The following is a 19,784-nucleotide window of genomic DNA, read 5'->3' on the forward strand; positions in this document are numbered from 1 at the left end:
GAAAGGGGCCTCCTGAGTGTCAGCCTGATATTTCGGACCATTCGTCGCTTTGCCCCCCGACACCCACGACGTTATTCTGCATAGCAGCGAGATTAGGGGGGAATTGTTAAAATGACAACAAGTGACGGTCGGAACGAAAAATTGCCCGACGAACATATTGAACGCCTTAAAGAAAATGTGAACAAGGTCGAAGAATTGTCAAAGCGACTGGTTGAGGTAATGGCCGGGAAAAAGTCGCATACGCCCGCTTTGGACGGTCCGAATCAAGAGCTTTTCGCAAAAGCAGCAACGGCGTATCTTAGCGAGGCTTTGCAAAATCCAGCCAAGCTGCTGGAACATCAGATACAGTTCTGGGGCAAATCCGTTCTGAACTTTGCCGAAGCGCAGCAGGCGTTGACCAAAGGCGAGGTAGATGATGACGATTCAATGCGCCCGGACAAACGGTTTTCCAACCCGATGTGGGAAACCAACCCGTATTTCCGCCTCATTCGCCAGCAATATGAAACCAACGCTGCTGCCATTGCAGGGGCTGTAGCCTCGGTTGACGATATTGACGTCAAGGACAAACAGCGCCTGCAGTTCTTCTCTCAGCAGATAATCGATATGATGTCGCCGACAAATTTTCTGGCGACCAACCCTGACGCGCTGGAAAAAGCTGTTGAGACTGAGGGGCAGTCGTTGATTCAGGGGTTAGAGAACCTGGTGGCAGATCTCGAAGCCAACGACGGCGAGATGGTCGTTAGACTGGCAGATGAAAGTGCCTTTGAAGTCGGCCAAAACATCGCAACGACGCCGGGTGACGTAGTGTACCGAAACCGGTTGATGGAGTTGATACAGTACAAACCAACCACCGAAACGGTCCATGAAACGCCGCTTCTTCTGTTCCCACCCTGGATCAACAAGTTCTACATTCTGGACCTCAAGGCGCAGAACAGCATGATCAAATGGGTGACCGAGCAGGGCTATACCCTGTTTGTTGTCAGCTGGGCCAATGCCAGCGAGGCCCATGCTGACGTTGGCATAGACGATTATATAGAAGAGGGGTTCCTAACTGCGATCGAACAGGTCAAGTCGATCTGCAACGTCAAACAAGTCAACGCGGTCGGCTATTGCATCGCAGGCACCACGCTGAGCCTGACGCTTGCACTGTTAAAGCAACGCGGGGACACGTCCGTCAAATCGGCAACCTTCTTTACGGCGCTGACGGATTTCGGCGATCAGGGCGAATTTACACCGTTCCTGCAAAACGATTTTGTCGACGGGATCGAGGATCAGATATCCAAGGATGGCGTGCTCAAGGCCTGGGTGATCGGTCGAACAATGTCGTTTCTGCGCTCAAACGATCTGATCTACGGGCCTGCGATACGCAGCTATATGATGGGTGAAACGCCTCCGGCCTTTGATCTGCTGTATTGGAACGGAGATGGCGCGAACTTGCCCGGACGCATGGCAGTTCAGTATTTGCGCGGGTTGTGTCAAAGCAATGATTTCGTCAATGACGGGTTTGATCTGTTGGGACACAAGTTGCATGTCCGCGACGTCGACGTTCCCCTTATGGCGATCACTTGCGAAACCGACCATATTGCGGCCTGGAAGGACTGCTATCGTGGCGTCCAGCAGATGGGGTCGCGGTCCAAGACCTTCATCGTATCCGAGTCAGGACATATTGCGGGCATCGTGAATCCACCCAGTAAGAAGAAGTACGGGCATTACACCAATCCCGACCTCAAGGGCGATTCCAACACTTGGTTGAACGAGGCTGAATTCCATCAAGGGTCCTGGTGGCCCCTGTGGGAGAAATGGCTGCATAAGCGTTCTGGCAAGCAGATTCCGGCGCGATCCACTGGCGATTCGAGCCATCCATCGCTTGCCCCTGCGCCCGGGTCCTATGTTTTGGTCAAGGCAACTAATTGATATTACGTATCTTTTATAATTTTTCTGCACTGCAGCAAAAAATACTTGCAATGCTGCGATGCAGCAATCATATTGTCCTCAAGCTGATGAAGACTGGGGTGGGCCCGGTTCAGCAAAAAGGATTAAAGCAATGGCTAAGACACAAGATTACACCGCGACTCTGAAAGAATTCATGGGCGCGTTCCCCGTAGACACAACCGCTCTGGAAGGTGTTTACAAATCGACCGCAACTCTGAACGAGAAGCTGTCGGGCGTTGCTCTGGAAGCAGCTACCAAATCGGCTGAAATCTCGAACAAATGGACCAAAGACACCTTGGCCAAACTGTCCGAGATGTCGAAAGCAAAAGCTGAACCTGCTGATTACGCAAAAGCTGCTACCGATTTCGCAAGCGCGTCGGCTGAAGTTGCTGCTGAAAACATGGCTGCTTTCGCAGAAATCGCGAAAAAACTGCAGTCCGAAACCGTTGAGCTGCTGATGGCTGCCGGCAAAGATGTTGCAGAAGACGCAACAGCCGCTGTCAAAAAAGCGACTAACGACGTGACAACTGCCGCCAAGAAAGCTGCAGCTGCCAAGTAATTTAAGGCCGCGAGGCGCACCCACTCCTCCCAACTGGTGCAATCGCGTAGGGCAGGTCGTTTGACCTGCCCTTTCTTTTTGTTCTGCACTCGCATAATCTCTGCTGCAACGCATCATCCTTGGGGAGGGCAACAGGTGTCGGAACAAGAAAAACCGCTGTTGATAAAACGATATGCAAGCCGTCGGCTGTACAATACGGAGACCAGTGACTACGTCACACTGGAGGACATCGCGACCTTTATCCGCGGTGGGCGAGAGGTTCAGATCATCGACCTGAAAACCGGGGATGACCTGACCCGACAGTATCTGCTGCAGATCATTGCCGAACATGAGAGCCGGGGCGAAAACGTGCTACCGGTCAATGTGCTGAATGACCTTGTGCGCAGCTACATGATCCCGGGCGGTGGGATGATGCCGCAATTCCTGCAGAGCTCGTTCGACATGCTGCGAGAAAGCCAAAGCAAGATGGTCGAGAATATGAGCGCGATGAACCCGATGTCAAAGATTCCGGGGTTCGAAGCGATGAAGGCGCAGCAGCAGGCCTTTCTTAAGGCGATGACGGGAGGGCTGTCCGGAGGATGGTCCGGGCCCGGATCGGACGGCGAAGACAAAGTTGAAGGCAAAGAAGATCTGGACGACATCAAAAAGCAGCTCGCTGAGTTGCAACAGAAACTGTCCAAGTTGAACTGAATTCGTTGATTTAAACAAAAGAAGGCCCGCCTGGCGCGGGCCTTTTGTCGTTTCACGGGCCTTTTCAGGTACCGAACGCCATAGCTGGCGCAGTGACCTCGCCGACTGAGGCCAGTAGAATATCGGCGATTACATCCAGTTCCTTGCGCGTCAGGCGAACGGGCAGGCGCACGTCGCAGGCCTTCAACAGCATGGCGCGGGTTTGCGGAAGCTCGATCTGTTCCGGCAGAAACTGCCAGTTCCAGAAGGCGCGCGCGTTATCCTCGCTCAGGCCAAACACTTGCACTTTGACCCCGCGGGCCTCTGCCGCGGTTGCGAAGGCCAATGTGTCTTCGTCGCTGAGGTCGACCAGGTTGAACTGGATCGAATCCGGTGCACGGCGTTCTGGCGCAAGGGGGGCAGGCACGTGGATATGGGGCGACGTGTTCAGACGATCCGCAACATAGTCGTGATTGGCCAGACCATCGCGGACACGGCGTGCCAGTTCCGGAATTTGTGGACGGATCACAGCGGCGCTGAGGTTGCTCATGCGCAGGTTATACAGTGGCAGCTGGTTCTGCCAGCGGGCAAACGCCTGCTCCAACTCGGGCGAGTTGTCGCCGTGCGGGGTTTTGTGTTTCTTCCAGTTATGTTCATAGGCGCCCGACATGATCACGGCGCGGGCGACCAGATCGGCGTCATCCGTGACCAGAATGCCACCTTCGCCCGCGTTGATCATTTTGTAGGACTGGAATGAGAAACAGCCGACCTTGCCAATGGTGCCGATATTGCGACCATGCCAGGTGGTGCCCAACGAATGGGCGGCGTCTTCGATAACAGGGATGTCGCGCGCGTCACACAGCGCCATGATCGCGTCCATATCGGATGTATGGCCACGCATATGGCTGATAATCACGGCCTGCACATTTTCCAGTTTGGCTGCAAAATCATCCATGTCGATGCGATAGTTTTGACCGACCTCACACAGCACCGGAATGCAATCCGCATGCACGACCGAGGACGGTACCGCAGCAAAAGTAAAGCCCGGGACCAGCACCCGCGCGTCGCGCGGCAGGTACAGTGCCTTGAGCGACAGGAACAGAGCCGCTGAGCAGGACGAGACAGCCAGCGCGTATTTCGTGCCGAGCAGCTCTGCGAATTCCGACTCGAGCAGGGCAACCGGTGCGTCCTGCGGCGCGGTATAGCGGAACAGGTCGCCAGACTGCATCAAAGCGTCAATGGCGTCGCGGGCAGCGGCTGGAATTGGTTCGGCGTCATGAACGTTAGGAGGAAGCGTCATATTTGATTTTCCCTAATTTAGTCTTTGGAAAAGGTAAAGCTAAACGATGGGCAATCCAACCCCTCAATCTTCGGGTTGGCAGAATTTCACCATTCTGTCGTAAACACGATGGCAACGGTTGGGCTTCTCGCACGCCCCAAGAGTTGTTTTGATCTTGCACCTTTGAGGAAAGTAAGGCGGCAATGGCCCAACTTTTACGGATCTCTTGTTTGATGGGTGGAATACTGCTGTGACAATCGGACGTTTGGCCATCCTTTCGGTGCTTTCAACCATCGCATCGGCAGCGCATGCCGATTATGTTCTGTCAGACAGCACTGAAATCGAACCGCTTGAGATGTTTCAGGAATGTGACGTTTGCCCTGAGATGATTGCCTTGCCTTTGGGGGATTTCATGATGGGCGGGCCGCCGGGAGAATCAAAGCAAAACGTAAAGTTTGATGAGGCTGGAAACTGGATACGTGTCACCCCGGAAAATCCGTATATAGCCTTTCAGGAAGGGCCGGTTCACAAGGTCACGATAGATATGCCCGTTGCCATGGGCAGAAACGAAATCACTTACGATCAGTGGATGACGTGCGTCAACGATGGCGGATGCGGAGGGCATAAGCCGCAGGATTTCATCCGGCTGCCCAAATCGCAGCGCGCGAAAATCATCGGCAAGCACCCGGTCATCACTGTGTCTTATCTGGATGCGGTTTCCTATACCGATTGGCTCAACAGCAAAGTTGGCGCTCAGGTCTATCGACTGCCAACCGAGGCGGAATGGGAATACGCCGCGCGCGCCGGGACGCAGACACCGTTTGCACAAGGCGAAGAAGTCACCACGGATCAGGTAAATTTTTTGGGCAGAGGAACAGAGATCATGTTGTGTGAAGACCGCCCTGATCTTGTCTCACGTGGCACACCTGTACCGGTGGACGCTCTTGATGCTGCAAATACCTGGGGGCTGCGCCATATGTCGGGAAATGTTGCAGAAAGAACGATGTCCTGCTGGACGGATCGGTATGAAGGCTGGGAGACATCCAGCATTTACCTGAAAAAAGCACGAGAACCCAATTGTGAAAGACGCGTTACACGAGGCGGCGCTTATCCATCAGCGATGGACCGCTCACGTGTAGCTGGACGCGGCAGCGGTTTGGAGGACATCCGGTCACGCGTGTCGGGGTTCCGTGTTTTGAGGGAGTTGAAGTAAACGCCGCTGAAAAGCTTGAAATTAGAACCCAAGCCGATCCCTCAGCGCAAACCAAGTCATCGCCAGCACCAGCAGCGGGCTGCGCAGGGCAGGGCCGCCGGGAAAGGGCAGGGCGGGGACGCGGGCCATGGTGTCGAACCCTTCGGCCTGGCCCTGAATGGCCAGTGCCATCAATTGCCCGGCATGGGTGGCGGTGCCCACACCGTGACCGGAATAGCCCGAGGCTGACAGGATATTGGGCGCAACCCGCGCCAGATAGGGCATCCGCCGCATGGTGATGGCCAGCGTTCCGCCCCAGGCGTAGTCGATCTTAACGTCCTGCAGATGCGGGAAAATCTCGGCCATCGGTTTGCGTACAGTGGTCGCAATGTCAGCCGGAAAGCGGTAGCCATAGCTTTCCCCGCCGCCAAAAAGCAGGCGGTTATCGGCGCTGAGGCGGAAATAGTTCACGACGAATTTGGTATCCGCAACCGCGACGTCTCGGGTCAGGACGCGGGCGGCATCCGTGCCCAAAGGCTCAGTCGCGGCGATGAAATTGTTGATCGGCATGACCCTTGAGGCCACTTTGCCGTTCAGATCACCCAGATATCCGTTGCAGGCCAAAACAACGTGGTTCGCCGTCACCTTGCCCTGCGGTGTTGCCACGATGGCCGGATCGGTTTCCTGCACGCCTGTGACCTCAGTGCTTTCATAGATGCGCACGCCGGCTTTTGCGGCGGCCTGCGCCAGACCCAGAGCAAAGTTCAACGGATGCAGGTGCGCCGCGCCCATGTCTAGATAACCGCCGCGATATGTGGGCGACGGGCAGAGACCATGCGCGGCACTTTCGTCCAGTAGCTCGATCTGGTCGTACCCGTACCGCGTCGACAAATGCGCTGCGTGGTCGTGCAGGTCCCGTTGGTCGCCGGTACTGAGGCCCAGAACCGCAACGCCGGGCTTCAGGTCGCAGTCGATCTGATGCTTGGCGATAAGCAATTTGACCAGATCCTTGGCGTCCTCGGCCAGATCCCACAACTTGGCGGCATCATCGCCGCCGACCAGCCGCTCAAGGTCTTCCTGATCCATCCGTTGGGCACTGCCCAATTGGCCGCCATTGCGACCCGATGCGCCAAAGCCGACCCGGTGCGCCTCAAGCAGCACCACGTCAAACCCGGCCTCGGCCAGATGCAATGCCGCGGACAGGCCGGTATAGCCACCGCCGACGATGCAGACATCGGCTGTGACGTCTTCTGTCAGGGCCGGATAACGTTCTGTCGCATTGGCCGTCGCAGCGTACCAGCTGGCCGGATACTCGGCCCTGCGGTCGTTGGAATAAAGCAGGTTCATCGCGCGCCTCAGACGTTCATCAGCAGGTGTTCACGCTCCCACGGAGAGATGACCTGAAGGAATTCCTCATACTCGGCGCGTTTGACGATGCCGTAGACACGGGCGAAATCGGGGCCCAGAACTTTGTGCAGGGCGGTGGCCTCGTCGAACAGGTCCAGCGCGTTGCCCATCACCTGCGGGATATCGCCTTCGCCCTCGTAAGCGTCGCCATAAAACTGACGGCGGGGGCGTTCCTGCTGGGTCAGGCCAAGGTAGCCGCAGGCCAGCGACAAGGCGATGCCTAAATAAGGGTTGCAGTCCATGCCCGCGATGCGGTTTTCGACCCGGCGCGCTTCGGGGCCTGACAAAGGAACACGAATGCCCGTGGTGCGGTTGTCACGTGCCCATTCCAGATTGATCGGCGCGGCGTGGTCTTTCACGTAGCGACGGTAGGAATTCACATAAGGCGCCATCACCGCCAGACCGGCGGGCAGGTGATTCTGGAGACCGGCGATAAAGTTATAGAAGGCGTCCGTCTCTCCGCCTTGAGGGCCGGAAAAAATATTCTGACCGGTTTCTGTTTCGATGATCGAATGGTGGATATGCATGGCCGAGCCCGGCTCATCCTCGATCGGTTTTGCCATGAAGGTGGCAAAGCAATTGTGGCGCAGGGCGGCTTCGCGGATCAGCCGTTTGAAATAGAACACCTCATCGGCCAGCTTGACGGGATCGCCGTGGCGCAGGTTGATTTCCAGCTGACCAGCACCGCCTTCTTGCGTGATGCCGTCGATCTCGAACCCCTGATGTTCTGCGAAATCATAGATGTCGTCGATGACCGGGCCAAACTCGTCTACGGCGGTCATGGAATAGGCCTGCCGTGCGGCCGCCGGGCGACCAGAACGGCCCATCATCGGTTTGATGCTTTGCGCCGGGTCGACATTGGGGGCGACCAGAAAGAACTCCATCTCGGGCGCGACGATCGGTTTCCAACCCTTGTCGTGATACAGTTGCACTACACGTTTCAGCACGTTGCGGGGGCTGAAGGGGATCGGCTCTCCGTCCCGATCATAAGCGTCGTGGATCACCTGCAAGGTCCAGTCGCCTGTCCAGGGTGCCGCAGACGCGGTTGAGAAATCTGGCTTCAGAATCATGTCGCGTTCTATGAACCCGTCATCGCCTGCGGCCTCGCCCCAATCACCGGTGATGGTCTGGTAGAAGATGCTGTCGGGTAGATGAAAATAGTCTTGCCGCGCAAATTTGGAAGCGGGCACAGCCTTGCCGCGGGCGATACCCGGCAGGTCTGAGATGATGCATTCAACCTCGTCCAGTCGCTGGCCGTCGATATAGGTTCGTGCTGCCTCGGGCAGCTGGTCTTTCCAGTCGGCCATCAGGCCCTCTCTTTCTTCAGAAACTCTGCCATCTGCCGTGCGATATTCGGGTTGTCGTCCCGGGTCGGCAGTCGATCAGCGGCTGCGTCCATCAGGGTATCGGGCACCACGCCTTTGCCACGCGTATCCATAAGGCCCTGGATGAAGGCGTCGCAATATTCCGGGTGGGCTTGAACGGTCCAGATGCTGTCTCCATACGCCACCATGGCGTTGCGGCAAAACGCGTTTGCCCCCAGCACCTGCGCCTCGTCGGGTAGCGCGACAACTTGATCCTGATGCCATGCGTTTAACGTCACGGTCCGTCCGCCATAGCTGTAGTCTGTCCGCCCAATGGCCCAGCCGCCGTCGAACTTTTCAACTTTTCCGCCAAGCGCTTGCGCTATGATCTGGTGGCCGAAACACACACCAATCATAGGTTTACGACTGGCTTGAATGTCCCGGATCAGATCCTCCAGCACTGGGATCCATGGGTGGTCCTCATACGCGCCGTGGCGCGAGCCGGTGATGATCCAGCCATCCGCCTGATCCACATCTTGCGGGAATTGATTGTCAACGACCGAGAAGGTCACATAGTCGAACCCGTTGCCATCCAGAAGGGTGCGAAACATACCGTCATATTCGCCGAACTGGTCTTGCAATTCGTCAGGCGGGTGGCCGGTCAGAAGGATGCCGATTTTCATAGGTCACCAAATTTGATCAAATTTATTCTAACCCAGTCAAAGTGGCCGGGCAAGGGGGCTCAAACAGCTTCGAGATAGCTGAGCCAGTGTTCTTCGGGGGGACGCGCTGCAAAGCGCCTGATTTCCTGCCGCTTGGTCATGGCGAAAAAGCGGATCAGGTCGGCAGGGAAAATGCGTGCGACCTGAGGGTCGGATTCGAACGCGGCGATGGCCGAGGGCCAATCCTGTTTCAACTGCGGCAACCCTTCCAACTCATAAGCGTTCCCGGTGATTGGGTTAGGGGGCTCAGTTTCATCCTCAATCCCGTTCAGTGCCGCGCCCAGTACGGCGGTTAGCATCAAGTAGGGGTTGATGTCGCCGCCTGCGACGCGGTGCTCGATCCGCCGCGCGGCCGGAGCGCCGCCCGGAATGCGCAGGGCGGCTGTGCGGTTTTCATAAGCCCAGCTTGCCCCTGTCGGGGCATGTGCACCAGGAACAAGTCGGGTGTACGAGTTTCCATGCGGGGCAAAAACCAGTGTGCTGCCGGGCATTGCCGCAAGGCAGCCTGCCACGGCCCAGCGCAGCAGATCGGTGCCTTCGGGGCCACCGTCGTCAAACACATTCCGCCCATGTTGGTCCACGACCGAGAAATGAACGTGCATCCCATTGCCTGCATCGTCTGCATAGGGTTTTGCCATGAAAGTGGCGGAAAATCCGTGTTTTCGAGCAAGGCCGCGGGTCAACACCTTGAAAAGCCACGTGTCATCGGCACAGCGCATGGCGTCCTGATGGTTCAGGTTGATTTCGAACTGACCAATACCGCTTTCGGAAATTGCGGTCTGGGCCGGAATGCCCATCGCCGCGCAGCCGTCATAAAGGTCTGTAAAAAAGGCGTCGAAGGCGTCCATCTCGGCCATAGAGAGGACTGCCTCATCCATCAGGCGTCGTCCAGTGACCGGGTTGATAGGCGGTTGTGGGTGCGGGCCCGAGGCATCAAGCAGAGTGAACTCCAGCTCTGTGGCCGCAATGACGGACCAGCCGCGCTGGGCATATCGCTTTAATACCGCAGCCAGCGCGTGGCGAGGGTCACCGGCAAACGGTGTGCCGTGGTCGTCATATAGGGACATGGGGACCAGAGCCGTATCCGTCTCAAGCCACGGAACGGGGACGGGGCCGCGTTCGGTTGGCCGCAGGACGCCGTCCGCATCACCGGATTCGAACACCAGGGGGCTGCCGTCGATATCTGCACCCCAAAGGTCCACGTTCAGCGCCGAAAACGGCATCCGTACAGCGCCAGTGTCCAGTCTAGAGGCATAAGAGGGCGGCACGCGTTTGCCGCGCAGCTGACCGTTCAGGTCGCACGCAGCGACACGAAAACTGTGCAGGGCGCTCAGGTCCATCGGGGTCTCCATAACTCTGGTTTCCCGAGGTGTAGTCGACGCAGCGCGCCTTGTCACTAAATTTGATCAAATTCCCCCGCGCCGTCTTTTTCAACGGCGCGAGGGAGGGGCGTTAGACAAAGCTTACGCCGTTTTCTGCCATCGGCAACTCTGCCATGTGCAGTCCCGACATCGCGGTAATGGCATTTGCCAGCGCTGGCGCGGATGGCGGTGTGCCGGGCTCACCCACGCCGGTCGGTGCTTCGGCCGAGGGTACGATATGCACGTCGATCGCAGCAATATCGCCGATCCGCAAAGGCTCATAATCCGGAAAGTTGTATTGATCCACGGCGCCGCTGGTCAGGGTGATCTGGTCGCGCATCACATGACCAATCCCATAGCCGATGCCGCCTTCCATCTGGGCTTTCACAACGTCCGGATTTACAGCGATACCACAATCGACGGCGCAGGTGACCTTTTCGATCTTGATGCCGCTTTCCGGATCGCCCGAAATCTCTACAACTTCTGCAACATAAGAACCAAAGGACTTGTGCACCGCGATCCCTTGCGACCGACCCTCGGGTGCGGTCCCCCAGCCCGCTTTTTCTGTGGCCAATTTCAGAACCGCGGCCTTCCGCTTCTGATCTGGTTCGCTGGCGTCAGACAGATGCGCCAGACGGAACTCGACCGGGTCGCGGCCAGCGGCCTGGGCAACCAGATCCATCATGGTTTCCATGGTGTAAGCCGTGTGCGTGTGCCCAACCGAGCGCCACCACAGGACAGATGTGGCTTTGGGTGTGTCGGTCAGACCAAGTGCCATGCCCGGAATTTCATAAGGGCTGTCTGCAATCCCCTCGACCGAGCTGTGATCGACACCGTCATGTACAACGACAGCTTCGAACGGCGTACCCTTCATGATCGATTGACCTGCCACCTGATGCTGCCAACCGACGATCTCGCCCTCGGCATTCAGGCCAACGCGGACTTTGTGACCGAACGCAGGGCGGTAATAGCCGCTGCGGATGTCATCTTCGCGGGTCCAGACCAGTTTTACAGGGCGCGAACGGTCAGTAACCGCAAAGGCCAGCGCTGCCTCGACCTGATAATCGGCATCCGGCGTTGCGCGACGCCCAAACGATCCACCAGCCAGCATCGTGTTGATCTGGATCTTCTCGGGTGGCAGTTGGAAAATCTGCTGATAGGCCATATGCGGGCCTGTCGGCATCTGGCTGCCGTCATGCAGGACGATATTGCCCTCGGCAGTCTGTTCGATGGTGCAGTTCAGAGGCTCCATCGGTGCATGCGCCAGCAGCGGGAAGTAAAAGGTCTTTTCAACAACCTGATCCGCCCCTTCAATCGCTGCCGACACTGCTGCCACGTCTGCCTTGTTCACATTATAGGTCGCTTCAGCCTCCAACGCGTCCATGATTTCGGCTTTGATCTGGTCTGAATCGCGGGTTTCCGCGCCGGACATGTCCCATTTGACCTCAAGCGCATCTCGCGCCTGAATCGCAGCCCAGGTGTTTTCGGCATAGACCGCAACGCCCGCCTGGTTGGGCAGGACAGCCGCGTTGATATAGCCTTTGAACTCTTTCGACGCGCTGTCGTCAAAGCCCGTAGCGATTCCCCCGCGCGACTCCGGGCGTTTGATCATAGCGATCATCTGGTTCGGCAGGTGGACGTCCATCGCGTACATCGCCTGACCGTTACCTTTTATGGCGGAATCCTTGCGGCGCACTGCCTCGTTGCCAATCAGGCGAAAATCCGCAGGGTCCTTCAGGCGCGGCTCGACAGGTGCTTCCAGTTGAGATGCGGCAGCCACGAAGTCCGCGATTGGTGCGGATTTGTCACCCGTATTGACGATGCCCTCTTCGATGGTGATGTCAGATGCGGCCACACCCCAGCTTTGGGCAGCGGCTTTGATCAGCATCTCACGCGCAGCGGCACCGGCCTGACGATACTGCATCCACGAGTTGGCCATCGCGGTTGACCCGCCGGTGCCCTGGAACGGACCGAACAGCAGATTGTTATAGACCTGCGGGTCGGACGGGGCGAATTCGTATTCGATCTGATCCATACGCAGGCCGATCTCCTCGGCGATCAACGTCGGCAGACCGGTTGCAGGGCCCTGACCTTTTTCAAAGTGTTTGACGATGGCTGTCACGGTGCCGTCGGCGTCAATCTTAACAAACGGGTTGAACTGAGCGGTCTCAGAGGATGCAACCGCCAGCGCGCCATCGGGACGTGCGCCAACCAGCAGAACGGCACCGGCAGCGGCGGCGCTCTTCAGGAAACCACGGCGAGTTGTGTTGATGGTCATGGATCAGGCCTCCAGAATATCGGATGCGCGCTGAATACCGGCGCGGATGCGTTGATAGGTGGCACAGCGACAGGCGTTGCCCGCCATGTACGTGTCAATATCTTCGACAGAAGGTTTGGCGTTTTCGGACAGCAGGCCCACGGCGGACATCACCTGACCCGATTGGCAATAGCCGCACTGAACCACGTCCAGCTCGACCCAGGCCTGCTGCACGGCGGCGCCGATCTTGTCATCGCCAACGGCCTCAATTGTGGTGATCTCGGCGTCTTCGACGTCTTCGATATAGGTCTGACACGAGCGTACCGGTTCGCCATTCAGGTGCACGGTACACGCACCGCATGAGGCGACACCGCAGCCAAATTTTGTTCCGGTCAGTTTAAGCTCATCCCGAATTACCCACAGCAGGGGCGTGCCAGGTTCGGCGTCAACCGTGTGGGTGGCGCCGTTCAATTTTAGTGTTAAGGCCATAGTGGGGCTCTCCTGTTGGGCTGGCTACCTGAATCGGTAAACTTGCGAGTTTACATTATGCCAAGGTGCTGCCTTTGTAAACCTGGGAGTTTACGTAGTGTTTGACCTTAATCGGTCAATAGGTCTATAGCTTTGAAATATGACGGATTGCACCGGGCCCAACGCTTCCAAACATGCTCAGATCATCGAAGCGGCCGTAGCCGAATTCCAGGAAAAGGGATTCGCCGCAGCAAGCATGGACCGCGTGTCCGCCCGTGCCGAGGTTTCCAAACGCACGCTATATAAGTATTTCGAAAGCAAGGAAAACCTGTTTCGTTCGATTGTGATCGAACTGTCCAACCGGTTCGCGGGTTTGCGCGATTTTCGATACACGCCGGGGCGCGATATCCGCGCGCAACTGACCGAACTGGCATGGGCCGAGGGTCGAATTCTGATGATGCCCGAAGTGATCGCAATGTCCCGCATGGTGATCAGCGAAACTTTGCGCAATCCGGTTTTGGCGGCTGCGGCCCAGGGCAAATTGGACAAGACACCAATCTTTGTCGCCGTCCTGAGGGAGGCCTCGGAAGAAGGCCATTTGCAGATCGATGATCCAGACAGAGCGGGACAGGAGTTCATTGGCCTGATCAAATCCAGAGCCTTTTGGCCGATGGTTTTCACCGGAGGCGTTCTGAGCAAAGATGAAATGACAGCTACAATAGACAGCAGCGTTGAGTTGATCCTAAGCCGCTACGGCGTGACGCATTCATCTTCTGGGTAACGCCGGAACAGCTTGGATTGTTGCGCCAACCACTCCGTTCCCAGGTTGGTTTTTCAGCGATGTCTGAGACCGCCATCAGGTGGTGGCGTTCGGAATTGAAACGGTGCTAAAAGGCGCTTTTGGTGCTGCCTGTCGTGGCACCGTGTGCGTAAATGGTTGAAAACGCGGCCAGGACGGGAATCTGTGGCAGATGGAACATTCGAGAATTCCAGAAAAACAAGGCTCGTCGGCAATTCACCGCGCGGCCTGTCTGTCGGTTGCACCCATGATGGATTGGACTGACCGCCATTGTCGCTATGTACACCGCTTGCTCAGCGGTCAGGTGTTGCTGTACACCGAAATGGTGACGGCCCCGGCTTTGGTGCGGGGTGGGGCGCTGCATCTGCTGAGCTACAGCCCCGAAGAACACCCGGTGGCACTTCAACTGGGCGGCTCGGACCCGGAAGAGCTTGCTCTCGCCGCGCGATTTGGCGCCGAAGCAGGCTATGATGAGATCAATCTGAACTGTGGATGTCCCTCGGATCGGGTGCAATCCGGGACATTTGGGGCGGTGCTGATGAAGGATCCCATCCGCGTCGCCGAATGTGTCACTGCCATGGCCGAGGCGGTTGATGTTGAGGTGACCGTAAAGTGCCGGATCGGTGTTGACGAACAGCACCCGGAAGAAATCTTGCCCGGGTTTCTGGATCATATCCGTACGGCGGGGTGTCATCGCGTGACGATCCATGCGCGCAAGGCGTGGCTTCAGGGCCTCAGCCCTAAGGAAAACAGGGATATCCCGCCTTTGGACTATGATCTGGTTCACGGGATGAAGGCTGCGTTTCCCGACCTTCATATCTCACTCAACGGCGGCATAACATCGCTGGACCAGGCGCGTGCACATCTGGATGCGGGGCTTGATGGTGTCATGATCGGTCGGGCGGCCTACCACCAGCCCACCGATATTCTGGCCGAAGCTGATTCGTTGATTTTCGGAACCGGGAAGGTGGCTGATCCCATTGAAGTGGTTCAAAAAATGGTGCCCTATGTCGAACGCCACCTTGTCGAAGGGGGACGTTTGCACCAGATCACCCGTCATATGCTGGGCCTTTTCGCTGGTCGTCCGGGTGCGCGGGCATGGCGGCGGGCTTTGTCCGAAGGGGCGGTGCATGACGGGGCGGGGCCCGAGGTCATGCTGCAGGCGCTGGAGCGTGTTGCGCCTCTGGCTGAGGTCTGAGCGGAATAAACAGCGGCCACAGGCCGATATGGGGGAATGATGCCCGAAACGTTGTTGCTGGCCCAGATGCTGGGCCTTTTGCTTGTGATCGGCGCGCTGGCCGGCGTGCTGGCTGGCCTCTTGGGGGTCGGCGGCGGTATCGTTCTGGTCCCTGCGTTTTTCTATGCGTTTCAGACGCTTGGGTATGGCGGCCCGCAGCTGATGCAGCTGTGCCTGGCCACTTCTCTGGCAACCATCATCGTGACGTCTCTGCGATCGGTATTGGCCCATAACAAAAAAGGCGCGGTGGATTGGGACATCTTGCGCGGTTGGGGGCCGGGGATCGCCATCGGGGCGATCATTGGCGTTCTGGCCGCCTCGGCCTTGCGGACCGAAGCATTGCAGGCACTGTTCGGCGTGCTGGGCATGGTCATCGGTGCCTATCTTGGGTTGGGAAAATCCGAGTGGCGGCTGGGCGATACCATGCCCAAGGGCTTGCGCCGTGCGGCGCTGTCACCCTCTGTGGGATTCCTGTCCGTACTGATGGGGATCGGTGGCGGCAGCTTTGGCGTGCCGTTGATGAGCCTGTTTAACACCCCCATTCACCGGGCCGTTGCAACCGCTGCGGGCTTTGGGGTGATCATTGCTGTGCCCTCGGTTCTGGGTTTTCTGTTTTTGGATATCGCACCTGAGCATCGCCCGCCGCTGACCATCGGAGCGGTCAATTTGGTTGCATTTTGCATCGTCGTGGCCATGACCATGATCACCGCCCCTTGGGGGGTAAAACTGGCCCATTCCATGGACCCCAAACCGCTCAAACGGGTCTTCGCTGTGTTTCTGACGCTGGTTGCCCTGAACATGCTGCGCAAGGCGCTGGGCTTTTGACCGCGTTTTGGCAGAAAGGCTGGATCAAATTTCCCTACGACCCGACCCTCGCGGTTTGGGTTGAACATGCGCTGCCTGCAGCCCGTGCCGCGGTCACGAATCCGGCCTTTGCCCAATGGCTGGATTGCGAGGGTACGTGGTTCATTGGTGTGGACGCGCTGGATAACGACCCGCAGGGCAGGGTCGGGCATTCTGACGCTCTGACCGGGCAGGCCATGGCGTTCATTGACCAGCACTACGGAGCGTTGCCGCTGCACCAGGGTCAGGTCTCGGTTATTTACCCCGGCTATCCCCGCCCGCGGCAGGGTGAAAACGAAAGCGCGGCGCAATATCGGCGAAACCGGGATGCGGCCCATGTGGACGGGTTGCGACCAACGGGACCGGATCGCAGGCGCAGAGTGGACGAGCCGCACGCCTGGATTCTGGGCATTCCCCTCACCGATGCCAGCACCGAAGCCGCACCCATGGTTCTGTGGGAGGGCAGCCACCAGATCCTGCGCGCGGCCTTTGCGCGCGCGCTGGACGGGCAGCCTCGGGACAGCCTGCATCAGGTTGACGTCACCGAAATCTACCAATCCGCGCGCCGCGAGGTGTTCGAGAGCTGCAAGCGGATCGAGTTGCCCGCAAAACCGGGCGAGGCCTATCTGTTGCACCGACACTGTTTGCACGGGGTCGCCCCATGGGGTGACACGGCCACGGCCGGGCCTGACGGACGTATGATTGCCTATTTTCGCCCGGAATGCGCGGGGGGAGTGGCCGAATGGATCGAATCCCCGTAACTTCCTGCCATTGTTAAGGTTTGGAGGATTTGCCCAATGATAACGATCCACACAAATTCCGATGGTGCCCTGATCGAGGTCGAGCTATCCGGTGAGGTCACCAGCACTGATTACAGCCAAACTCTGGTCCCCGCGATTGAGGCCGCATTGGCCGAACATGACACCGTGCGCCTGTTGGCCGTCGTTCAGCCAGAATTCAAAGGATACGATCTGGGGGCGGCTTGGGCGGATACGAAACTGGGTCTCAGCCATTGGCGCGGGTTCGACCGAATTGCTGTGGCGGCGGATCAGGGTTGGGTGCAGACCAGTATCCGTTTGGCGGCTCCGATCCTGCCTTGCCCCGTTCAGGTTTTCGAACTGACCGATCTGGAGGCTGCGCGTCGTTGGATGAGCGAATCCCTTGGGGCCATTCATGTGACTGATTTGGGTGGTCCGTGCATTCAAATCAGCCTGATGGGAAAGCTGGACCCCGAAGAATACAAGCAGGCAGCCCTTGATCTGGATGCAGTGCTGGCGGGCAAGGACGGGTTCCGTTTGTTGATCGATCTGCGTGAATTTGACGGCTGGCAGGGCCTGACGGCGCTGGCCGCGCATTTCCGGCTGGCGCGTGGGCATATCGGATTGTTGGATCGTGCGGCAATCGTTGGGGACAAGGCATGGCAACACATGGCTCAGAAGGTCGCCAGCCACGTTCTGGGCACCCGGACTGAGTTTTTTCCATCCGAGGAAATTGAGAACGCAAAAACGTGGTTGGCAGCAGGGTAGCTGGTGGATCAGCGACGTGAAAACCGTGTGTGCCGTCGCTGACGTCGGGTCACAAAAATTGATGTAGTTTTTTCTTGATTGACTGGTCAAAAAAATATTAAGAAAAAGCCTGTTCTTCTGCTCAACCACATCAGAAGAACGAAGTAACTTAAACGCGCCGCTGTGGGTCGCCACTCACTCACCCATGTCTTCGAACTTGATCCCCCCTCGGAGTTCAGACCGACCCACAGCGGCGCTGGTTCAGCCAAAACCCTTGTCAGAGCAGATGTTTACGAATTCTTGACACGCGCGGCTCGACCGCCTCGCCTTTTTGCTAGCCGAGGCTTACGGGATGGCAGGTCTTCCATGATCTCAGCGCGTTCTGTCGCGTCCATCTTGGACCAGCGCGAAATCTCATCCAACGACCGATAGCATCCGGTGCAAATGCGTTCGGTGGGGTGAACGACACAGATCTGGACGCAAGGGCTTTCGACCTCGTTCCGTTTCCAAACCATATTCGTCATCGGTTTACCCCGTTTCATTACAGAAAGCGCAACCTGTCCAGCGCCCCTTGTAGAATATAGCCTGCAGCGACATGGTCTATAACCTGTCCGCGACGTTTTCGTGTCGTATCCGCCTCGAGAAGCGCCTTTTCTGCCGCGACCGTGCTAAGGCGTTCGTCCCAGAAGCCGATTGGAACCTCGGTAAGACGCGACAAATTGCGAGCAAAGGCGCGGGTTGACTGGCAGCGGGGACCTTCAGAGCCGTCCATGTTTTTGGGCAGGCCCAGAACGACGCCACCGATTTCGCGACCGGCTATGATCTTTAGCAATTGAGCAGCGTCCAGGGTGAACTTCTTGCGTCGTACGGTTTCCAGCGGGCTTGCCACACCGCGCATCCGGTCCGAGACGGCCACGCCGATGGTCTTTTCTCCTAGGTCCAACCCCATCAATGCGGTCGTCGTTGGCAGCGCGGCGGCGAAGTCTTCGAATGCGTCGTAGATCATTGCGCGATCCCGGCCTGGAGGGCGGCGGCGTCAATCATCTCTAGCGCGGCATCATTGCCCGCGAACACTTCCATGGCTTCTTTTTTTATTTCGATGGCGCGTTGCCCTTCGCCCAATACGCCCAAGGCGGAAATCAGACGGGCCCAATCCTCGGGCGGGCCGCCTTCGGCGGCTAAGCGGTCTGACAGTTGGTTGACCATGCCCAGTATCATATCCTGGCGCTCTTCCGGTGTTAGGGCGGCTGCTGCTTCCATATCGGACTGGCTGGGTCCGGCAGGTGCCATGGCCGCCGCGCTCGGTGCATTGAAGACACCGGCGCGAAAGGCCAGATCGTCCAGTTGCGCGCGGATGGCCTGCGCCCAAGGTGCGCCAGCGGGTGCGTTGCGTAGGGCATCGACCCAGATGCGATAGCCGATGTCGGGGCGCCCAACCTGAACCATCATCTGCCCAAGGTAATACTGGGCCGGTCCGTGGCGTGGATCGCGTCGCAACACTTGTCTCAGGGCCTCTTCAGCCTCGGGTGAGACATAGCCGTTCGCAGACAAGATCATCATCTCGGCCAGATGCGAGTAAGCATCGGCAGGCGCAGTCTCGCCGGTCAGCTCAATCACGCGTTGTTGTGCTTTGTAGGCCGCAGGGTAATTTCCTGTATTCGCCTCATGCTGTGCCAGCAGGATGTGGCCCTGCAGGTCATCGGGGCGTGCGGCAACTGTTTCACGCAGCTGACCCAACAGCGTGGCATAGCTTTCTTCCAGCTGCGGCAACGGGGCGGCCGGGGCTTCCGCCTCGGCTTCGGCCTGACTGGGGCGTTCCGCGCGCAAGGTCTCGGCCATTTCCTTCCGCAACGACAAAGGCTGATCTGGCAGCCCTGCGGCGCCCATCTGACGGTACATCCAGCCTGCGCCGCCCACCAATATGATCGTGACACATGCAATTGCGGTGAAACTGACCCAGCGGGGCGGGCCAGCTTTTTCGGTTTGAGACTGCATTTGCGTGTCAGCCGCCAGAATACGGCGCGAGATTTCTGTCCGAACCCGTTCCGCGTCGGCTTCACCAATGACGCCCCGGGCCAAGTCCCGGTCCACGCCCGCCAGCTGTTCGCGGTACACGCGCAGGTCATAGGCCGCAGCAGGCTCTCGCGTTTTGCGACCGCGCAGCATGGTATAGCCGAGGAAAACCGCGATCAGCAACGCGACTAGAATGGTCAGGGCCCAGAATGACATGGCTTCTCCGATATGGCTGTC

19 protein-coding genes are annotated in these 19,784 nt (G+C 57.9%); 9 read left to right on the forward strand and 10 right to left on the reverse strand.

All coding sequences use genetic code 11. The annotated features are described in order from the left end of the window. The first annotated feature begins 111 nt into the window (after positions 1 to 111). From SJY13_RS01320 to phaR, 3 genes are all read left to right on the forward strand, one after another. Positions 112 to 1,914 (forward strand): PHA/PHB synthase family protein, encoded by a 1,803-nt coding sequence (locus SJY13_RS01320; RefSeq protein ID WP_377186723.1) that lies wholly within the window; start codon positions 112 to 114, stop codon positions 1,912 to 1,914. 130 nt (positions 1,915 to 2,044) lie between these two features. Beyond that, complete coding sequence (locus tag SJY13_RS01325) at positions 2,045 to 2,491, forward strand: phasin family protein (RefSeq protein WP_085820947.1); 447 nt, start codon at positions 2,045 to 2,047, stop codon at positions 2,489 to 2,491. 135 nt (positions 2,492 to 2,626) lie between these two features. After that, positions 2,627 to 3,181 carry a polyhydroxyalkanoate synthesis repressor PhaR gene (gene phaR / locus SJY13_RS01330; protein ID WP_085820946.1) on the forward strand — a complete coding sequence of 185 codons (555 nt, stop codon included), beginning with the start codon at positions 2,627 to 2,629 and terminating at the stop codon, positions 3,179 to 3,181. A gap of 64 nt (positions 3,182 to 3,245) precedes the next feature. Here the strand turns inward: phaR and SJY13_RS01335 are convergent, their stop codons facing one another. Next, positions 3,246 to 4,460 carry a DegT/DnrJ/EryC1/StrS family aminotransferase gene (locus tag SJY13_RS01335; RefSeq protein ID WP_377186727.1) on the reverse strand — a complete coding sequence of 405 codons (1,215 nt, stop codon included), beginning with the start codon at positions 4,458 to 4,460 and terminating at the stop codon, positions 3,246 to 3,248. Positions 4,461 to 4,689: 229 nt separating this feature from the next. On the opposite strand from SJY13_RS01335, the gene SJY13_RS01340 reads away from it, so the two are divergent. Continuing rightward, a complete protein-coding gene (locus SJY13_RS01340; RefSeq protein WP_377186730.1) occupies positions 4,690 to 5,652 on the forward strand; it encodes a formylglycine-generating enzyme family protein in 963 nt (320 codons plus the stop codon). 21 nt (positions 5,653 to 5,673) lie between these two features. On the opposite strand, the gene SJY13_RS01345 is transcribed toward SJY13_RS01340, so the two are convergent. The 6 genes from SJY13_RS01345 to SJY13_RS01370 all read right to left on the reverse strand — a co-directional run bounded on the left by SJY13_RS01345 (position 5,674) and on the right by SJY13_RS01370 (position 13,171). Then, positions 5,674 to 6,978 carry an NAD(P)/FAD-dependent oxidoreductase gene (locus SJY13_RS01345; protein ID WP_377186733.1) on the reverse strand — a complete coding sequence of 435 codons (1,305 nt, stop codon included), beginning with the start codon at positions 6,976 to 6,978 and terminating at the stop codon, positions 5,674 to 5,676. An 8-nt stretch (positions 6,979 to 6,986) separates the two neighbouring features. After that, positions 6,987 to 8,345, reverse strand: a complete 1,359-nt coding sequence (locus SJY13_RS01350; RefSeq protein WP_085820942.1) for a glutamine synthetase family protein — start codon at positions 8,343 to 8,345, stop codon at positions 6,987 to 6,989. Further along, positions 8,345 to 9,025 carry a type 1 glutamine amidotransferase gene (locus SJY13_RS01355; protein ID WP_377186737.1) on the reverse strand — a complete coding sequence of 227 codons (681 nt, stop codon included), beginning with the start codon at positions 9,023 to 9,025 and terminating at the stop codon, positions 8,345 to 8,347. The genes SJY13_RS01350 and SJY13_RS01355 overlap by 1 nt, the downstream gene beginning before the upstream one ends. A gap of 59 nt (positions 9,026 to 9,084) precedes the next feature. Continuing rightward, the gene (locus SJY13_RS01360) at positions 9,085 to 10,404 is read right to left on the reverse strand and encodes a glutamine synthetase family protein (RefSeq protein ID WP_377186740.1); all 1,320 of its coding nucleotides are present in this window, start codon (positions 10,402 to 10,404) and stop codon (positions 9,085 to 9,087) included. Positions 10,405 to 10,516: 112 nt separating this feature from the next. Then, positions 10,517 to 12,703, reverse strand: a complete 2,187-nt coding sequence (locus SJY13_RS01365) for a xanthine dehydrogenase family protein molybdopterin-binding subunit (RefSeq protein ID WP_377186743.1) — start codon at positions 12,701 to 12,703, stop codon at positions 10,517 to 10,519. Between the two features lie 3 nt (positions 12,704 to 12,706). Then, the gene (locus SJY13_RS01370; protein ID WP_377186746.1) at positions 12,707 to 13,171 is read right to left on the reverse strand and encodes a (2Fe-2S)-binding protein; all 465 of its coding nucleotides are present in this window, start codon (positions 13,169 to 13,171) and stop codon (positions 12,707 to 12,709) included. 139 nt (positions 13,172 to 13,310) lie between these two features. Between SJY13_RS01370 and SJY13_RS01375 the strand changes: the two genes are divergently transcribed. From SJY13_RS01375 to SJY13_RS01395, 5 genes are all read left to right on the forward strand, one after another. Beyond that, positions 13,311 to 13,931, forward strand: a complete 621-nt coding sequence (locus SJY13_RS01375) for a TetR/AcrR family transcriptional regulator (protein WP_377186749.1) — start codon at positions 13,311 to 13,313, stop codon at positions 13,929 to 13,931. Between the two features lie 190 nt (positions 13,932 to 14,121). Next, complete coding sequence (dusA, locus tag SJY13_RS01380) at positions 14,122 to 15,147, forward strand: tRNA dihydrouridine(20/20a) synthase DusA (RefSeq protein ID WP_377186752.1); 1,026 nt, start codon at positions 14,122 to 14,124, stop codon at positions 15,145 to 15,147. A 39-nt stretch (positions 15,148 to 15,186) separates the two neighbouring features. After that, on the forward strand, positions 15,187 to 16,011 hold the full coding sequence (locus tag SJY13_RS01385; protein ID WP_377186755.1) for a sulfite exporter TauE/SafE family protein: 825 nt from the start codon (positions 15,187 to 15,189) through the stop codon (positions 16,009 to 16,011). Further along, positions 16,008 to 16,790 (forward strand): hypothetical protein, encoded by a 783-nt coding sequence (locus SJY13_RS01390; RefSeq protein WP_377186758.1) that lies wholly within the window; start codon positions 16,008 to 16,010, stop codon positions 16,788 to 16,790. The genes SJY13_RS01385 and SJY13_RS01390 overlap by 4 nt, the downstream gene beginning before the upstream one ends. A 36-nt stretch (positions 16,791 to 16,826) precedes the next feature. After that, a complete protein-coding gene (locus SJY13_RS01395; protein WP_377186760.1) occupies positions 16,827 to 17,555 on the forward strand; it encodes a SpoIIAA family protein in 729 nt (242 codons plus the stop codon). A gap of 269 nt (positions 17,556 to 17,824) precedes the next feature. On the opposite strand, the gene SJY13_RS01400 is transcribed toward SJY13_RS01395, so the two are convergent. Genes SJY13_RS01400 through ccmI form a run of 3 tightly spaced genes read right to left on the reverse strand, consistent with a single transcriptional unit; the run spans position 17,825 to position 19,763 of the window. Further along, on the reverse strand, positions 17,825 to 18,058 hold the full coding sequence (locus tag SJY13_RS01400) for a DUF1289 domain-containing protein (protein ID WP_377186763.1): 234 nt from the start codon (positions 18,056 to 18,058) through the stop codon (positions 17,825 to 17,827). Between the two features lie 17 nt (positions 18,059 to 18,075). Continuing rightward, complete coding sequence (gene ruvX / locus SJY13_RS01405; protein WP_085820934.1) at positions 18,076 to 18,540, reverse strand: Holliday junction resolvase RuvX; 465 nt, start codon at positions 18,538 to 18,540, stop codon at positions 18,076 to 18,078. Further along, positions 18,537 to 19,763 carry a c-type cytochrome biogenesis protein CcmI gene (ccmI, locus tag SJY13_RS01410; RefSeq protein WP_377186766.1) on the reverse strand — a complete coding sequence of 409 codons (1,227 nt, stop codon included), beginning with the start codon at positions 19,761 to 19,763 and terminating at the stop codon, positions 18,537 to 18,539. Before ccmI ends, ruvX begins: the two co-directional genes overlap by 4 nt. Positions 19,764 to 19,784: the final 21 nt, after the last annotated feature.

Origin of the sequence: Ruegeria meonggei, assembly GCF_042768335.1 — a bacterium.
GTDB classification, from domain to species: domain Bacteria; phylum Pseudomonadota; class Alphaproteobacteria; order Rhodobacterales; family Rhodobacteraceae; genus Ruegeria; species Ruegeria meonggei.

Excerpts from the sequence above, each read along its gene's own strand:
- SJY13_RS01320 (WP_377186723.1), top strand. The coding sequence starts at position 112 with ATGACAACAAGTGACGGTCGGAACGAAAAATTGCCCGACGAACATATT.
- SJY13_RS01325 (WP_085820947.1), top strand. The coding sequence starts at position 2,045 with ATGGCTAAGACACAAGATTACACCGCGACTCTGAAAGAATTCATGGGC.
- SJY13_RS01335 (WP_377186727.1), bottom strand. The coding sequence starts at position 4,460 with ATGACGCTTCCTCCTAACGTTCATGACGCCGAACCAATTCCAGCCGCT.
- SJY13_RS01345 (WP_377186733.1), bottom strand. The coding sequence starts at position 6,978 with ATGAACCTGCTTTATTCCAACGACCGCAGGGCCGAGTATCCGGCCAGC.
- SJY13_RS01350 (WP_085820942.1), bottom strand. The coding sequence starts at position 8,345 with ATGGCCGACTGGAAAGACCAGCTGCCCGAGGCAGCACGAACCTATATC.
- SJY13_RS01355 (WP_377186737.1), bottom strand. The coding sequence starts at position 9,025 with ATGAAAATCGGCATCCTTCTGACCGGCCACCCGCCTGACGAATTGCAA.
- SJY13_RS01360 (WP_377186740.1), bottom strand. The coding sequence starts at position 10,404 with ATGGACCTGAGCGCCCTGCACAGTTTTCGTGTCGCTGCGTGCGACCTG.
- SJY13_RS01365 (WP_377186743.1), bottom strand. The coding sequence starts at position 12,703 with ATGACCATCAACACAACTCGCCGTGGTTTCCTGAAGAGCGCCGCCGCT.
- SJY13_RS01370 (WP_377186746.1), bottom strand. The coding sequence starts at position 13,171 with ATGGCCTTAACACTAAAATTGAACGGCGCCACCCACACGGTTGACGCC.
- SJY13_RS01375 (WP_377186749.1), top strand. The coding sequence starts at position 13,311 with ATGACGGATTGCACCGGGCCCAACGCTTCCAAACATGCTCAGATCATC.
- dusA (WP_377186752.1), top strand. The coding sequence starts at position 14,122 with ATGGAACATTCGAGAATTCCAGAAAAACAAGGCTCGTCGGCAATTCAC.
- SJY13_RS01385 (WP_377186755.1), top strand. The coding sequence starts at position 15,187 with ATGCCCGAAACGTTGTTGCTGGCCCAGATGCTGGGCCTTTTGCTTGTG.
- SJY13_RS01395 (WP_377186760.1), top strand. The coding sequence starts at position 16,827 with ATGATAACGATCCACACAAATTCCGATGGTGCCCTGATCGAGGTCGAG.
- SJY13_RS01400 (WP_377186763.1), bottom strand. The coding sequence starts at position 18,058 with ATGACGAATATGGTTTGGAAACGGAACGAGGTCGAAAGCCCTTGCGTC.
- ruvX (WP_085820934.1), bottom strand. The coding sequence starts at position 18,540 with ATGATCTACGACGCATTCGAAGACTTCGCCGCCGCGCTGCCAACGACG.
- ccmI (WP_377186766.1), bottom strand. The coding sequence starts at position 19,763 with ATGTCATTCTGGGCCCTGACCATTCTAGTCGCGTTGCTGATCGCGGTT.